The sequence below is a fragment of the Microvirga sp. RSM25 genome (genome assembly GCF_044784385.1).
Classification (GTDB): Bacteria; Pseudomonadota; Alphaproteobacteria; order Rhizobiales; family Beijerinckiaceae; genus Microvirga; species Microvirga tunisiensis.
In genome coordinates this window covers 4,202,633-4,217,099 of record NZ_CP173039.1, presented here as the reverse complement: position 1 = coordinate 4,217,099, position 14,467 = coordinate 4,202,633, and the positions used below count along the sequence as shown (strand labels likewise).

Below are 14,467 nucleotides of genomic sequence, written 5' to 3'. Positions count from 1 at the left end.
TTCGAGACGCAAACTCTGTTTGCTCCTCAGGATGAGGTGAGAGGGTGTTGAGAGCGGGATCACCGGCACAAGGCCGGTGATGACGGCTGAGTTAGAGGGCGGTGGATTGTGGGCGCCCCTTAGCCAGCTATATTGATCTTGTCACAAAACCTGTGCTTCTCTCGGCTACAGGCGAGCGCTGTTTCGCAAAAAGACAAGCCAAGGGAAGACCATGATACAATCCATCACCCGCCGCCGCGTCCTGCAGACCGGCGTGTCCGCTGCCGCCATTGCCGGAATGCCCCGGTTCGCCTGGGCGGCCGGTCCGGTCGTGAAGCTCCGCATCCTGGAGACCACCGACCTTCACGTGAACATCTTCCCGTACGACTATTATCGCGATGCCGCCGACGACACGGTGGGCTTGGCGCGCACCGCGACCCTCGTGAAGGGGGCCCGGGCCGAGGCCAAGAACAGCCTGCTCTTCGACAACGGCGACCTGATCCAGGGCTCGCCGCTCGGCGATTTCGTCGCCTACCGCCAGGGCATGAAGAAGGGCGACGTGCATCCCATGGTCGCCGCCATGAACGAGCTCAACTACGATTGCGGCACGCTCGGCAATCACGAGTTCAACTACGGACTCGAATTCCTGCAGAACTCGCTCGGCGCGGCGAAATTTCCGCTGGTCTGCGCCAACGTCATCAAGGCGAATGGCGAGACGCTGCTCAAGCCCTGGCTCGTTCTCGACCGGGAGTTCGTCGATGAGAGCGGCGCGAAGCAGGCGATCAAGGTCGGCGTGATCGGCTTCGTGCCGCCGCAGATCGTGCAGTGGGACAAGGCGCATCTCGACGGCAAAGCCACCACCATCGACATCGTCGATGCCGCGAACAAGCACGTGCCCGACCTGAAGAAGGCCGGCGCCGACATCGTCGTGGCGCTCTGCCATTCCGGCATCGCCGGCGGCGAGCGCAAGGGCGGCGAGGAGAACGCGGCGCTGCATCTCGCGAAGGTCGAGGGCATCGACGTGATCCTCACCGGCCACCAGCATTTCACGTTCCCGGGCGGCAAGGAATTCAACAACATTCTGGGCGTCGACGTGAAGGCCGGCACCCTGCACGGCAAGCCCGCCGTCATGGCCGGCTTCTGGGGCAGCCATCTCGGCCTCATCGATCTCGAACTGGCCAAGGACGGCAATGCCTGGAAGGTCGCGAACTTCCGCACCGAGGCGCGTCCGATCTACGACCGCGTCGACCGCAAGGTGGTGGCGAAGGTCGATTCCGACACGGCCGTGATGGCGGCAGCGCAGGCCGGTCACGACGCGACGCTGAAATACGTGCGCGAGCCCGTCGGCACGACGGCGGTGCCGATCCATTCCTATTACTCGCTCGTGGCGGACGATGCCTCCGTGAAACTGGTGGCCGAAGCGCAGGCCTGGTACGTGGCGGATCAGCTCAAGGCCTCGCCCTTCAAGGACCTGCCGATCCTCTCGGCGGCGGCGCCCTTCAAGGCCGGCGGACGCGGCGGTCCGAACTACTTCACCGAGATCAAGCCCGGCCCGCTCGCCATCAAGGACATGGCGGACATCTACATCTATCCGAACACGATCCGCGTGGTGAAGATCACCGGCGCGCAGGTGCGCGAATGGCTCGAGCGTTCGGCTGGCATCTACAACCAGATCGATGTGGCCAAGGGCGGCGAGCAGGAGCTCATCAACCAGAAATTCCCGGCCTACAACTTCGACGTGATCGCCGGCGTGCAGTACAAGATCGATCCCAGCCAGGCCTCCCGCTACGACGACAACGGCAAGGTCGTGAATGCCGATGCCCATCGCATCAAGGACCTGACCTATAACGGCAAGCCCGTGACGGACGATCAGCCCTTCATCGTCGTGACCAACAACTATCGCGCGGGCGGCGGCGGCAACTTCCCCGGCGCGGACGGCAGCACCATCGTGTTCGAGGCGCCCGACCTGACCCGCGATGCGATCATGCGCTACATCGTCGAGAAGAAGGAAGTGGCGCCGAAGGCGGACGGGTCCTGGTCGCTCGTCGCGCCTGCTGGCGTCACCATGACCTTCACCACCGGCCCGAACGCCGCTCATTATCAGCCGGCCGGCATCAAGATCGAGAAGATGGGCGATGCTCCGGAAGGCTTCGTGAAGTACCGCATCGTGAGCTGATCGCTCCTCTCATCGACACGCGAGGCGGCCGGGTTCATGCCCGGCCGCTTTGCTTTGGCGGCTCAGCCGATATGAAGGCCATCACATTTAAATGATCGCACGATGCGTCCTTTCGGCTCATGCCGGGAAAGAAACATCCTCTCGTGCCATGCGACTGTTCCTGAAGGCAAAATCGCCTGCCTGTTTTTCGATGATGCCTTGGCTCATGAATCGCCACCTCTGACGGTTGAAGCGAGGGTAACTCCGCGTTAACCAGCGACAGTTCGAATGACGGCATTGCTGCTTCCTCGATTACGAACTCATTCTGGTTTTCTCGATGATTTTTCTTTTTCGCAGATGGGTGAGCCTTCTGCTCGCATTGATGGCGATGTCCGCTGCAGCCGTCGCCGACGAGGTGGAGATCTGGAGCGAAAGCATCACCTCCGCGTGGCTGGACAACCATGTGGCTGCACGGCGTTCCATCCGTCCGCGTCCGCCGGCGCGCTTGAGTCGAACCCAGGTCTGGGCGAGCAACATCGCTCGCTCCGATATGCAGGCCTTCATGCCGACGGATTTCGATCGCGCGGTCGGGGCCAAGATGCAGCCTTTTCAGGATTACAATTTCCTGGTCGGGACCGAACTGGTCCATGGCGGCGAGTCGCGCTTTCTGTCGTCGAAAGCGAGCTGGGAGGCCTTCCTGAAGCGGGATTGGGAGCGCCTCGGAATGACGCTCGGTCTATCGACGGCAGGATTCGTCGACAGCGTGGCGAACGGCTATTCGCAATCCGTCATCGGCACCATGGATATTCCGCTCGACTTGTCCCTTCACACGTGGAGCACGGGGCTGCGTCTGTCCCCCAGCATGAACCTGGACGGCCTGAAGGGGGACATCAGCACCGGCCTTTTGTCGGAGATCGTTGGCCAGACCCAGCTGACCTCTCCCGCTGACCGCTTTCGGTCCGAACTCAATGTCAGATTGGGCTATGGTCTCGCGCCCAATGCCCGGCCCGTCGCTTCCGCGAGACTCGAACTGAGAATCGCCCCGAATCTCTGACGAGGGGCCGACGCAGTGGCACCGCGGTCACATCGCTCCCAATGGGCTTGCGACCCTGCCGGGTACTTGCCCGTTGATGATGGTGCTCGTGGCCGGAGAGAAACGTGGGACAGCTGACCGCCGATGGCCTTGGGCCGTACGATCTGCCCGATGCAGCCCATGCCGATGCGCCAAAGGACCGCGACGGGTTCATGCACTCAAGCTGCCTGCGGACGTCGGAGAATGCTTGGATTCCGGTCCGGATTCATGTGAGCGATGAAAAGGCCGGCAAACTCGTCCGCCAGATCGGAGACGCCCGCATGCGACCGGACGGCTCGACGATCATCGAAGCGCCGATGTTCTCCGTCTGTCTCATCTCCCTCGCCAATCTCCCTCGTCAAGCGCTTCGGGACGACAGCCATCATTCCGATAGGTTACCTCTCAAAAGCCGTATTGTCGGTCTAGGTCCACGGCATCGGCAGCTCATGAATTCGGCTGCTGCTCTTTCAGGCGCGATTCTGCCCTCGAAGCACTTTTAATTTCGAGGTGACCCATGAACAGACAAGCGTATGCGATAGCCGGTTATCAGGCTCTTGTGATCAATTGATCGACAGGCGACTTTGCGACCCATCATCTGAACAGCGAAGACCATGAGCTTGCCAATGAATGGGCCCGTTGCCTGGCTCAGTCGTGCAGGGTGGAACTGTGGCATAATGCCCAGCTTGTCGGATCATTCCCGCCCCTGTCGAACCGGGCGGCAAAGCAGTTCAGCTAGTGCCCTCGCCGTTTGGTCCTGCGCGCACTTACAAATGACTCGGTGGAGCTGTATGCTCGTTTGATCGGCGGTTCCCCAGTCGGCCGCTGCCCTTTTGGGCGCATGAGGCGTCTCGAAGCTTCCTGGGCTTTGGAGAATGACGCATGCCAGTCGATTTGCCCCCGAACAAGAAACCTGCTCTGTCCGCCGAAGCGACCTTCAACATGCTGCTGGACCGGTCCTTGAACTGGCTCGCGGTCGTCGTTGTGATCGGCTTGCTTCTTTGGGTTTACAAGCTGGGTCTTGTGTAGGGTATCGAACTCATCGGTGAAGTCTTCCGTTCTGCCCGTTATGTCGGCGCAGAAGGCCGATTGCCTTAAGGCAACGGGATCAGATCGCTCATGCTTTCCGGCTTCGGCTCCTCGCCGAGGCGCTTGCGCTTGGCGAGGAGGATGGTGCCGTTGAGTTCCCCGCCGAAGAGGAAGATGGCGCCGAGCGTATAGAGAAAGATCAGGGCAACCATGGCGGTGGCGAGGCCCCCATAGGTCGAGGCATAGGCGCCGGGATAGAATTCGAGATACCAGCTGAAGGCGAAGCCGCCGAGAAGCCACAGAGCCAGCGTCACGCCCACCCCCGGCAGCACCGTGCGGAAGCGGCGGCGTCCCGCGGGCACGAGCTTGTGGGCGAGGAGCAGCCCGGCCACGATCACGATCGTCGCCACGCCGATCCGCAGGAAGGCGATCAGCCCATCGAAGGGTTTCAGCGCCGGCACCCACGAGAGTACGCCGCGCCAGATGAACGGGCCGAGCACGACGAGAAAGGCCAGGGCGAGAAGCATGAAGGCGCCGGCGATCACGAAGGCGATGGATTCGAGCCGCGTCAGCCACCAGGCACGGGTTTCGCGCACGCCATAGGCGCGGTTGAGGCCGACCCGGAGGCTCTCCACCCCGCTCGAGGCGAAATAGAGCGCGAGCACGAGGCCTAGGGTGAGCACGTCGCTGCGCCGGCCGGTGAGGATGCTGTGCACCTCTCCTGCGATCGGTCCGGCAATCTCCTGCGGCCAGGCCTCCAGAATGATGTCCGCCACCTCGTCCGCGAGCGAGCCCGTCCCGAACAGGCTCGCCAGGGCCGTGACCAGGATCAGAAACGGAAACAGCGACGTCAGCACCGAGAGGGCGATGTGGCTCGCAATGGCCCAGGCATCGTGCAGCACGAAGCGGGTGGAGGCGATGGCCACGAGTTCCAGCGAGAGGCGAAGGCGATTCAAAAGAAGGGTCTCCAAGCTGCTGGAGATGGTGCGCCGAGAGCCGAGGGCAAGGAACCGGCGCCTGTCTCCCGCTCCATCCTATCGACGTTTGGACTAAGGCTTCGTAATCGACAAAGGCCGAGGTTAAGGCCTACAAGCCAGTGATCCATTTCCGCCTCCATCCTGCTCTCAAAGCCATGAACCCAACCCTCTTCGCTCGTCTTGCGCCGCCCCTTTTCGTGCTCATCTGGGCGACGGGGTTCATCGTGGCCCGGTTCGTGGCGCCCTATGCCGAGCCGCTGACCTTTCTGTTCGTCCGCTACGTTCTGGCAACGCTCGTCCTCGTTGCGATCGTCACCGTGGCCCGGGTGTCCTGGCCGCGCAACTGGCACGATTGGCGCAACAGCCTGATCGCCGGAATCCTCCTGCACGGGCTCTATCTGGGCGGCGTGTTCTGGTCGGTGAAGCATGGGCTGCCTGCCGGGATCTCCGCCCTGGTGGCCGGGCTTCAGCCGCTTGCGACCGGACTTCTGGCCGGGCCTCTCCTGGGGGAGCGGGTCTCGCGACGGCGCTGGGTCGGAATCGGGATCGGCTTCTTAGGAGCCGCGCTCGTCGTGGCGCCGAAGCTTGGGGCAGGCGGCGTGCCGCCCCTGGCGCTCGGCATTTGCCTGCTCGGGATGCTCTCCATCACTTTCGGGACAATCTGGCAGAAGCGGACCGGCAGCACCCTCGATCTGCGCGTCAATGCGGCCATCCAGTATATCGGCGCCGCCGCCGTGACCCTGCCCCTCGTGCTTCTGACGGAGGAAGGGCACATGGACCTGACCCTGCCGCTTCTCGGTGCCATGGCCTGGGCCGTGCTGGGGCTGTCCATCGGCGCCATCGGCCTGCTGCTCTTTCTCATTCGCCAGGGCGCGGTCGTGGGCGTGGCGACGCTGCTTTATCTGGTGCCGCCGGTCGCGGCGCTGATGGCCTTCGCGCTGTTCGGCGAGACCTTGAGCCCGATCCAGCTCGCCGGCATGGCGCTCGCCGCCATAGGGGTCGCCGTGGCAAGCCGGAACTGAAACGCTAAAGAGCCCCGGAACTCGCGCTCCGGGGCTTCGCCCGACACTGGATTTACTTCGATATTTTTACGGAAACCGGATCGCTGGCAGGGAAGGTTTCCTCGACGCCCTCGTCGAGCAGATCCTCCTGGTGCTTCCGGTTGTTCTCCGATTGCTTCTCGTCCTTGCGGTCGCGCGTATCCTTAGGATCGTCCTTGCCGTGCGGACTGTCCTGATCGCGGTTCTTGCTCGTCATGATCTGTCTCCCGTGTTGGATTGCAAACTCCCGTTGAGACGACAACGCATCAGGCCAAGCTTCGATCCGCTTTCCGAATCCCCAAACGAAGACGGCGCCTTTCGGCGCCGTCTTCAGTCATTTGAAAACCTCAGCGGGGCTGGCCCTGCTGCTGGTTGACGAAATAGTCGAACGGCAACTCGGCGATGCGGAACCAGGTCAGCTCCTTCTCGCGGAAGGCGTTCCAGGAATCGTACACCTTCTTGAACTTGGCGTTGGAGGCAGCGATCTCGCCGTAGAGCTTGTAGGCTTCCTTGTAGCTCTGCTCCATCACGTCGCGCGGGAAGGGACGCAGCTGCACGCCCTGGCCGACGAGGCGGCGGATCGCATCGGCGTTCTGCGCATCGTATTTGGCCACGCACATGGCATTGGCTTCGGCGCAGGCCGCTTCGAGGATGGCCTTGTAGTTGGAAGGCAACTCGTTCCACTTGTTCATGTTCACGTAGAGCGAGGGCTGCGCGCCGCCTTCCCAGAAGCCCGGATAGTAGTAGTACTGGGCGACCTTCACGAAGCCGAGCTTCTCGTCGTCGTGCGGACCCGAGAACTCGACCGCATCGAGGGTGCCGCGCTCCAGCGCCGGATAGATGTCGCCGGCGCCCAGCACCTGCGGCACCACGCCGAGCTTCTGCATGATCTGGCCGCCCATGCCGGCGATGCGCATCTTGAGGCCCTGCAGGTCGGCGATGGATTTGATCTCCTTGCGGAACCAGCCGCCCATCTGCGCGCCCGTCTGACCGGCCGGGATCGGGAACACGTTGTAGTCCTTCATGAACTCGCGCATCAGCTCGAGGCCGCCGCCATAGAACATCCAGGCATTGTGCTGGCGCACGTTCATGCCCCACGGCACCGAGGTGTCGAACATGAAGGTCGGGTCCTTGCCGATGAAGAAGCTCGACAGGGTGTAGGAGCATTCGACCGTGCCATTCTGCGTGGCATCGAGGGTCTGGAGGGCGCCGACGATCTCGCCTGCCGCGAAGGGCTGAAGCTGGAACTTGTTGTCGGTCGCTTGAGCCACGCGCTTGGCGATCATCTCGCCCGCGCCGAAGAGTGTATCGAGGCTCTTCGGATAGGCCGAGGCCATACGCCAGCGGATTTCGGGCTGCGCCTGCGCGATGGCCGGGGACGCAACGGCGCCTGCCGCGGCGGCCAAGCCCGCGCCTTTGAGAACTTTTCTTCTATCCATGAGCATTTCCTCGACCGATTTATGTCGTCACTGCCGGTTTGGCTGAACATTCCATAAAGCGGGAGGAGGGCCGCTGTCACTCCGCCTTCCGTAGAGGCAGATATGCGGCAGGGTGGACGAAGCTATGCAGTGGTGTCATCCCCGGCGGCCGCAGGCTGGGAAGGGGATCCATCCACCCGCTCAGCGCCGATGGATTCCCTTCCCCTCCGCTACGCTCCGGCCGGGAACGACACGGAACTGTCACCGCTCCTCGTTGCCGCCCTTGGACAACGGGCGCTGCTGCTGGCCGCTATGGGCACGGGCGGAGCGCTTCGGCGGCTTCTCGTCGCCGGTGGAGGACGTCGAGCGTCCGCCGGACTGGCTCGCCGTGGGATGACCGCGCACCAGGGTGCCCTTGGGCACGTCCACCGCATTGCCGGGCGCCGGGACCCTGGCGCGTGAGGTCGCGCCGCCGCTCATGCCGGTAGGGCCCGTCGTGCCTTCGGTCTGCGCGGCGCGGGGCGCCGGGCTCTTGGCGGCGGTCGTGTTCACGCCCTCGGCGATCTCCTCGTTCGACATCTGGAAGCCGGCGTCGTCGTCTTCCTCTTCCGGCACTTCCTTGAAGGAGTGGATGCCGGCCTTCGAGCCGCTCGTCGGCCGATTGTCGTCCACGTGGTCGATGTCGAGATCCGGGTCGAGCTTCTTCGAAGCACCCATGATGCCGGTGGCTTTCGCGGCCGCGCGCTTGGTGTTGCCGACATCGTTGCGCTGGGTCGGGCCCGCAACGAAATCGTCGCCGGTCTCTTCCTGGGTGACTTCGTTCAGCACCTCGTCGACAGGTGGCTCCGGGGGGCGGCCACGTTTGTCTTGCGCCATGGGTTATTCCTCTTCTTGGGTTTCAAGCAGGCCCTTCGGCCTGCGCCTCCGAGCATCGGACCCGAAAGCGGGGTCCACTTTTGGGGTCGATCCGATGCTCATCGCTCAACTTGCGCATCGTGCGGAAAAGTGGATCCGGTTTTCGCTGACGCGGCCCTCTGGGTCCGCACGATGCGCAAAGGCAACGTCCTTTCGAGGACGGGTGTTCCGGCCCCGCGGCCGTGAAAAGGCGGGACTGGCTCTCCTTACTTGCCAAGCTCTTTCTGCATGTCCTGCAGCAGCGCGAGATGTTCCTTGATCTGTCCGCGCGCGAGCTTGGCGAGGTTCCCCATCTCGCGGTTGCCGGAAGCCTGCTGGAGATGGCTCTCCTGAAGCTTCAGCAATTGCTGGTGGCCCTCGATCTGCAGGGCGACATAGTCCTTGTCGAAGGCCGCGCCCGGCTGCGCTTTCGACAGGCGCTCCATGGCCTGGGCGTCCTTCTGCGGCAGTTCGGGCGCCGTCGCGGCGGATTGCTGCGCGCCCTGCGTTGTGGAGGCCGTCGCGTTCGGATCGGCGAAGGAATGCATGATGTCGGTGAGCAGGTTCTGCTCGGCGATCTCGAATTCCGCGAACTGCTTCACGCGCGGATTCTGAGCCTTGCTGTGCGCGAAGTTCGATTGCTGCAGCGACACGGTGCTGAGCGCCAGCATCTGCTGGATGTACTGCCGGTCAGCCTGCGATTGCTGCTGGCCCATGGCGGCCGGCGTGCTGGCCTGGCCCTGGCGCGCGGGCGTCTGCGTATCCTGCGGCGCGCCGCCCTGTTGCGTCCGCTGCTGGCGCTGCTGCGCATTCTGGCCGAGGGCCGGATCGGTCTGCGTTTCCGCAGGCTGCGGCGTGGTGGACTGGGGAATGGCCTGGTTCTGCTGCTGGGCGAGGGCGGGAAGGCTGATAGCGGCCATGAGGCCGGCAATCACGAGGCGGCGTGACATCAAGTTTCTCCTGCGAACGAGTTGTGAGGGCGAACGTTTGCGGGACAATTTGGTTCGAGACGTCTCTGTCTCCACCTTCAGCTTCGTCGGGTCGAACTTCGGCCAAGCGCGTCCGTTGTGAGACAGGGCGCGAACGACGGAGGCGAGATGCGGGATAGGGTGGCAAGGGTGTTGATGCTGGTGATCGCGGTGCTGCTCGCGCTCGTCGTGCTCCAGCCTTACGTGAACACTTATCTCTTCTCGGCCCGGGAGCCGCGGCCGGTCGCGGCGCGCGGAGACCTTTCCGAATACGAGCGTTCGACGATCCGCGTCTTCGAGACGGTGGCGCCTTCCGTCGTGCAGGTGGTCGGGTTGTCGGGGCGCGGACCTGCCGGTGGCGAGCCGTCCGGTTCGGGCACGGGCTTCATCTGGGACGCGGCGGGCCATGTGGTGACGAACCACCACGTGGTCGAGAACGGCGCCTCGTTCGTGGTCCGGCTGGCCTCCGGAGAAGTCCTTCCGGCCGAGGTCGTCGGACGCGCACCGAACTACGATCTCGCCGTGCTGCGGGTCCAGCGCCAGGGCGGATTGCCCGCGCCGGTCGCGGTGGGAAGCTCGGCCGATCTCAAGGTGGGCCAGACGGCCTACGCCATCGGCAATCCGTTCGGTCTCGACCAGTCGCTCACCACCGGCATCATCAGCGCTCTCAAGCGCCGCCTGCCCACCAGCGGCGGGCGCGAAGTCGCTGACGTGATCCAGACCGACGCGGCGATCAACCCGGGCAATTCCGGCGGCCCGCTGCTCGATTCCGTCGGGCGGCTCATCGGCGTCAACACGGCCATCTTCTCGCCTTCCGGCACCAATGCGGGCATCGGCTTTGCCATCCCGGTCGACGTGGTCAACCGAGTGGTGCCGGAGCTGATCCGCAGCGGCCGCGTGCCGACGCCGGGCATCGGGATCCTGGCGGGCGACGAGACGCTCGCGGCTCAGCTTGGCGTGAACGGAGTGATCGTGGCAGGCGTCGTGCCGGGCTCGCCGGCGGATCAGGCCGGATTGCGCGGCGTCGATCCGCGCGCGGGCATCATCGGCGACGTCATCGTCGGTGTCGGAGATGCTCCCGTGCGGCACCTGTCGGACTTGACGGACAGGCTCGAGCAGACAGGCGTCGGCAACACCATCGCCCTGACGGTGCTGCGGGACAACCGGTCGCGAACGATCGATGTGCGCATCGTCGATGTGGGAGAGCAGGTGCCGCCGAATAACCGCAGGCCCTGAACTACGTACAATCTCGTCAATGTCGGTTTTGTTTCCTGACGCCGAAACTTTCTCCGAGTGCCGCCGTTAGCCATCGAACCTTCACCAACGGAGGAGCGAATGACACCTGATAGCACCGAACCCAACATCCTGGTGCAAAGCTCGGCAGTCGATCTGGGCGATATGTTTCCCGACTATGCGAAAACCAACATCCGTCAGGTCGCCGCAAAATATTTTGGCCACCTGAGCTCGGCGTCCGTTCACGTCACGCGCGAGGGCATCACCTATCGCTGCACGGTGAACATGCAGATGGGCGCGCTCAAGATGATGAGCGGCGAGGCCAAGAACAAGGACCTCTATGCCGCCTTCCGCGCCGCGCTGCAGAAGACGGCCAAGCAGCTTCGCCGGACGAAGCGCGAGCTGCGCGAGGACAAGGCCGAGCGCATCGACAAGGACATGCTCCTGCGTGAAGCGACGGCGCCAAGCCGCAGGGAGCGGAACAACGAAGGCGCCATCCCGGCAGCCAATGACGAGGGCGACTACCGCGTCGCCGCTGAATAATCCGACAATGTAGTTTCCCGTCGTTCCCGGCGATTCGAAGAACCGGGAAGGGGATCTGTAGCGCTGAGGGCGTGTAGCTTTCTATCCGCTTCGCGTCCTGTCGGGAGTGACACCATCGCACGTCATCACCGGCCTCGTGCCGGTGATCTCGATGTGAAAGGCGCATTACTTCTCCGTATCGGGATGGCCGGCACGGGGCCGGCCATGACGAGGTGGGTGGCATCCCCGGCGAGCCGCAGGCGAGGGTAAGGGGATCGACTCGCATGCTCAGCGCTTGATGGATTCCCTTCCCCTCCGCTGCGCTACGGCCGGAAATGACACGGGAGATACTCTGAAAAACAAAAATGGCCGGGCTTTGTGCCCGGCCATTGTCATGCGTCCTTCCGTGCGCGGCTCAGTTCAGCCGCACGCCCTCCGGCGGCCGCTCCGTGCCGCTCACCGTGACGTCGCCGATCATCAGGCCCATGGGGCCCGCATGCACCGGCACGGTCTCGCCATCCCGGATCTCGCCGGCAAGAATCAGTTCCGCCAGCGGATCCTGCACGTGCTTCTGGATCACGCGCTTCAAGGGGCGTGCGCCGTAAGCCGGGTCGTAGCCCTTGTCGGCGAGCCAGTTGCGCGCCTCCTCGTCGATCTGCAGCACGATCTTGCGATCCTCCAGCAGCTTCTGCAGGCGGCGCATCTGGATGTCGACGATGGCGCCCATCTCCGAACGCTTCAGCCGGTGGAACAGGATGATCTCGTCCACGCGGTTGAGGAACTCGGGCCGGAAATGCGAGCGCACCACGCCCATGACTTCTTCCCGCACCACATCGGTGTCCTGGCCCTCGGGCTGGTTCACCAGATATTCGGCGCCCAGGTTCGAGGTCATGATGATGAGCGTGTTGCGGAAGTCCACGGTGCGCCCTTGCCCATCCGTGAGGCGTCCGTCGTCGAGCACCTGCAGCAGGACGTTGAACACGTCCGGATGCGCCTTCTCGATCTCGTCGAACAGCACCACCTGGTAGGGCCTGCGGCGGACCGCTTCGGTGAGCGCGCCGCCCTCCTCGTAGCCGACATAGCCGGGAGGCGCGCCGATGAGCCGGGCGACCGAGTGCTTCTCCATGTATTCCGACATGTCGATGCGCACGAGCGCCGTCTCGTCGTCGAACAGGAACGCCGCGAGCGCCTTCGTCAGCTCGGTCTTGCCCACACCTGTGGGGCCGAGGAACATGAACGACCCGATGGGCCGGTTCGGGTCCTGCAGTCCGGCGCGGGCGCGGCGCACGGCAGTCGAGACGGCCGAGACCGCCTCGGCCTGGCCGACGACGCGCTTGGCCAGATCCTGCTCCATGTGCAGCAGCTTCTCGCGCTCGCCTTCGAGCATCTTGTCGACGGGCACGCCGGTCCAGCGCGAGACGACGCCCGCCACGTGATCGGGCGTCACCGCCTCTTCCATCAGGCCGCCGCCATCGGCTTTGGCCTCGACGTCGGAGAGCTGCTTCTCGAGTCCCGGAATGACCCCGTAGGAGAGTTCGCCCGCCTTCGCCCAATCGCCGTTGCGCTGCGCCTGGCTGAGCTGGTTGCGCATCTCCTCGAGCTTCTTCTTGAGATCGGCCGCGGTGCCGAGCTTGTCCTTCTCGGCCTTCCAGCGCGCCGTGATGGAAGCCGACTGCTCCTCCAGGTCCGCAAGCTCCTTGGTGAGGCGCTCGAGGCGGTCCTTGGACGCGGTGTCCGTCTCTTTTTTAAGAGCTTCCTGCTCGATCTTGAGGCGCACGATCTCGCGGTCGATGTTGTCGAGCTCTTCCGGCTTCGAATCAACCTGCATACGCAGGCGCGACGACGCTTCATCGACGAGGTCGATCGCCTTGTCCGGCAAAAAGCGGTCGGTGATGTAGCGGTTCGAGAGCGTCGCGGCCGCAACCAGTGCCGAGTCGGTGATGCGCACGCCGTGATGCTGCTCGTACTTTTCTTTAAGTCCGCGCAGGATCGACACGGTGTCCTCCACCGTGGGCTCGCTCACGAAGACCGGCTGGAATCTGCGGGCCAGGGCCGCGTCCTTCTCCACGTGCTTGCGGTACTCGTCGAGGGTCGTCGCGCCGACGCAGTGCAGCTCGCCGCGGGCGAGCGCGGGCTTCAACAGGTTCGAGGCATCCATCGCGCCGTCGGCCTTGCCGGCGCCCACCAGCGTGTGCATTTCGTCGATGAACAGGATGATGCCGCCCTCGGCCGACGTCACTTCGCTGAGCACGGCTTTCAACCGCTCCTCGAACTCGCCGCGATATTTCGCACCCGCAATCAGCGCGCCCATGTCGAGGGCGAGCAGCTGCTTGTCCTTCAAGGATTCCGGCACGTCGCCGTTGACGATGCGCAGCGCCAGGCCTTCGACGATGGCGGTCTTGCCGACACCGGGCTCGCCGATGAGCACCGGGTTGTTCTTCGTCCGGCGCGACAGAACCTGGATCGTGCGGCGGATTTCCTCGTCGCGGCCGATCACCGGATCGAGCTTGCCGTCACGCGCGGCCTCCGTGAGATCGCGCGCATATTTCTTCAGCGCGTCATAGGCGTTCTCCGCCGTTGCGTTGTCGGCGGTGCGGCCCTTGCGCAAGGCATTGATGGCGGTGTTCAGCCCCTGGGCGGTTACGCCGGCCTGGCCTAAGATCTTTCCGGCCTCCGTGTCTTTTTCGACGGCGAGCGCCAGCAGCATCCGCTCGACGGTGACGAAGGAATCGCCCGCCTTCTCGGCCGCCTTTTCGGCGGTGTCGAAGAAGCGCATCAGCTCGCGCGTGGCCTGCGGCTGCGAGGCCGAGCCGGAGACTTTCGGCTGCTTGGCGAGCCATTGCTCGACGGCCGCATGGGCGTCGCGGGAGCGGCCGCCGGCACGGTCGATGAGACCGGCGCACAGACCTTCCGGATCGTCGAGCAGAACTTTCAGCACATGGCCTGGGGCGAGCTGCGGGTGGCCTTCGCGCACGGCGAGGTTCTGCGCCGCCTGAACGAAACCCCGGGCCCGCTCGGTATACTTTTCAAAATTCATTCTCATCCCTCCTCGGATCCGCCCGCCCTCATCGAGGCACAGGCCGATCCTGCGATGTCGGACCTCCTTCTGGAGCATCCGCGAGCTTTAGGTGGTGTGTCCAATTCGTCACAACAAGAGGGAGGAACCGGCTCGCGGCGCTGGCA

13 protein-coding genes are annotated in these 14,467 nt (G+C 64.1%); 7 read left to right on the top strand and 6 right to left on the bottom strand.

Annotation, left to right across the window (positions count from 1 at the left end; genetic code table 11):
- Positions 1 to 211: 211 nt before the first annotated feature.
- The 4 genes from ACD578_RS20000 to ACD578_RS19985 all read left to right on the top strand — a co-directional run bounded on the left by ACD578_RS20000 (position 212) and on the right by ACD578_RS19985 (position 4,232).
- Positions 212 to 2,155, top strand: a complete 1,944-nt coding sequence (locus ACD578_RS20000) for a bifunctional 2',3'-cyclic-nucleotide 2'-phosphodiesterase/3'-nucleotidase (RefSeq protein ID WP_404287865.1) — start codon at positions 212 to 214, stop codon at positions 2,153 to 2,155.
- Positions 2,156 to 2,471: 316 nt separating this feature from the next.
- Entirely contained in the window at positions 2,472 to 3,188 is a 717-nt protein-coding gene (locus ACD578_RS19995) for a hypothetical protein (RefSeq protein ID WP_404287863.1), read from the top strand.
- Positions 3,189 to 3,292: 104 nt separating this feature from the next.
- On the top strand, positions 3,293 to 3,706 hold the full coding sequence (locus ACD578_RS19990) for a hypothetical protein (RefSeq protein WP_404287861.1): 414 nt from the start codon (positions 3,293 to 3,295) through the stop codon (positions 3,704 to 3,706).
- A 379-nt stretch (positions 3,707 to 4,085) separates the two neighbouring features.
- Positions 4,086 to 4,232, top strand: a complete 147-nt coding sequence (locus ACD578_RS19985) for a hypothetical protein (protein WP_153885296.1) — start codon at positions 4,086 to 4,088, stop codon at positions 4,230 to 4,232.
- A gap of 65 nt (positions 4,233 to 4,297) precedes the next feature.
- Here the strand turns inward: ACD578_RS19985 and ACD578_RS19980 are convergent, their stop codons facing one another.
- Positions 4,298 to 5,188 (bottom strand): YihY/virulence factor BrkB family protein, encoded by an 891-nt coding sequence (locus ACD578_RS19980; protein WP_152711217.1) that lies wholly within the window; start codon positions 5,186 to 5,188, stop codon positions 4,298 to 4,300.
- Positions 5,189 to 5,364: 176 nt separating this feature from the next.
- Between ACD578_RS19980 and ACD578_RS19975 the strand changes: the two genes are divergently transcribed.
- Positions 5,365 to 6,231, top strand: a complete 867-nt coding sequence (locus ACD578_RS19975; protein WP_404293957.1) for a DMT family transporter — start codon at positions 5,365 to 5,367, stop codon at positions 6,229 to 6,231.
- Between the two features lie 52 nt (positions 6,232 to 6,283).
- On the opposite strand, the gene ACD578_RS19970 is transcribed toward ACD578_RS19975, so the two are convergent.
- The 4 genes from ACD578_RS19970 to ACD578_RS19955 all read right to left on the bottom strand — a co-directional run bounded on the left by ACD578_RS19970 (position 6,284) and on the right by ACD578_RS19955 (position 9,511).
- Positions 6,284 to 6,466, bottom strand: coding sequence for a hypothetical protein (locus tag ACD578_RS19970; protein ID WP_404287859.1), 183 nt, complete (start codon positions 6,464 to 6,466; stop codon positions 6,284 to 6,286).
- Positions 6,467 to 6,596: 130 nt separating this feature from the next.
- Positions 6,597 to 7,688 (bottom strand): TRAP transporter substrate-binding protein, encoded by a 1,092-nt coding sequence (locus ACD578_RS19965; protein WP_404287857.1) that lies wholly within the window; start codon positions 7,686 to 7,688, stop codon positions 6,597 to 6,599.
- Positions 7,689 to 7,928: 240 nt separating this feature from the next.
- Entirely contained in the window at positions 7,929 to 8,543 is a 615-nt protein-coding gene (locus tag ACD578_RS19960) for a hypothetical protein (RefSeq protein WP_404287855.1), read from the bottom strand.
- 245 nt (positions 8,544 to 8,788) lie between these two features.
- Positions 8,789 to 9,511, bottom strand: coding sequence for a DUF4142 domain-containing protein (locus tag ACD578_RS19955; RefSeq protein WP_404287853.1), 723 nt, complete (start codon positions 9,509 to 9,511; stop codon positions 8,789 to 8,791).
- Between the two features lie 147 nt (positions 9,512 to 9,658).
- On the opposite strand from ACD578_RS19955, the gene ACD578_RS19950 reads away from it, so the two are divergent.
- Positions 9,659 to 10,765: a S1C family serine protease gene (locus ACD578_RS19950; protein WP_404287851.1), complete on the top strand. Its 1,107-nt coding sequence runs from the start codon at positions 9,659 to 9,661 to the stop codon at positions 10,763 to 10,765.
- Positions 10,766 to 10,864: 99 nt separating this feature from the next.
- Positions 10,865 to 11,305: a ribosome hibernation-promoting factor, HPF/YfiA family gene (hpf, locus tag ACD578_RS19945; protein ID WP_404287849.1), complete on the top strand. Its 441-nt coding sequence runs from the start codon at positions 10,865 to 10,867 to the stop codon at positions 11,303 to 11,305.
- Between the two features lie 394 nt (positions 11,306 to 11,699).
- On the opposite strand, the gene clpB is transcribed toward hpf, so the two are convergent.
- On the bottom strand, positions 11,700 to 14,321 hold the full coding sequence (gene clpB, locus ACD578_RS19940) for an ATP-dependent chaperone ClpB (protein WP_404287847.1): 2,622 nt from the start codon (positions 14,319 to 14,321) through the stop codon (positions 11,700 to 11,702).
- Positions 14,322 to 14,467 lie beyond the last annotated feature (146 nt).

Bases quoted from the DNA above. Each gene is read 5' to 3' on its own strand.
- ACD578_RS19975 (WP_404293957.1), top strand. From the start codon at position 5,365: ATGAACCCAACCCTCTTCGCTCGTCTTGCGCCGCCCCTTTTCGTGCTC.
- ACD578_RS20000 (WP_404287865.1), top strand. From the start codon at position 212: ATGATACAATCCATCACCCGCCGCCGCGTCCTGCAGACCGGCGTGTCC.
- clpB (WP_404287847.1), bottom strand. From the start codon at position 14,321: ATGAATTTTGAAAAGTATACCGAGCGGGCCCGGGGTTTCGTTCAGGCG.
- ACD578_RS19970 (WP_404287859.1), bottom strand. From the start codon at position 6,466: ATGACGAGCAAGAACCGCGATCAGGACAGTCCGCACGGCAAGGACGAT.
- ACD578_RS19960 (WP_404287855.1), bottom strand. From the start codon at position 8,543: ATGGCGCAAGACAAACGTGGCCGCCCCCCGGAGCCACCTGTCGACGAG.
- ACD578_RS19955 (WP_404287853.1), bottom strand. From the start codon at position 9,511: ATGTCACGCCGCCTCGTGATTGCCGGCCTCATGGCCGCTATCAGCCTT.
- ACD578_RS19985 (WP_153885296.1), top strand. From the start codon at position 4,086: ATGCCAGTCGATTTGCCCCCGAACAAGAAACCTGCTCTGTCCGCCGAA.
- ACD578_RS19950 (WP_404287851.1), top strand. From the start codon at position 9,659: ATGCGGGATAGGGTGGCAAGGGTGTTGATGCTGGTGATCGCGGTGCTG.
- ACD578_RS19995 (WP_404287863.1), top strand. From the start codon at position 2,472: ATGATTTTTCTTTTTCGCAGATGGGTGAGCCTTCTGCTCGCATTGATG.
- ACD578_RS19965 (WP_404287857.1), bottom strand. From the start codon at position 7,688: ATGGATAGAAGAAAAGTTCTCAAAGGCGCGGGCTTGGCCGCCGCGGCA.
- hpf (WP_404287849.1), top strand. From the start codon at position 10,865: ATGACACCTGATAGCACCGAACCCAACATCCTGGTGCAAAGCTCGGCA.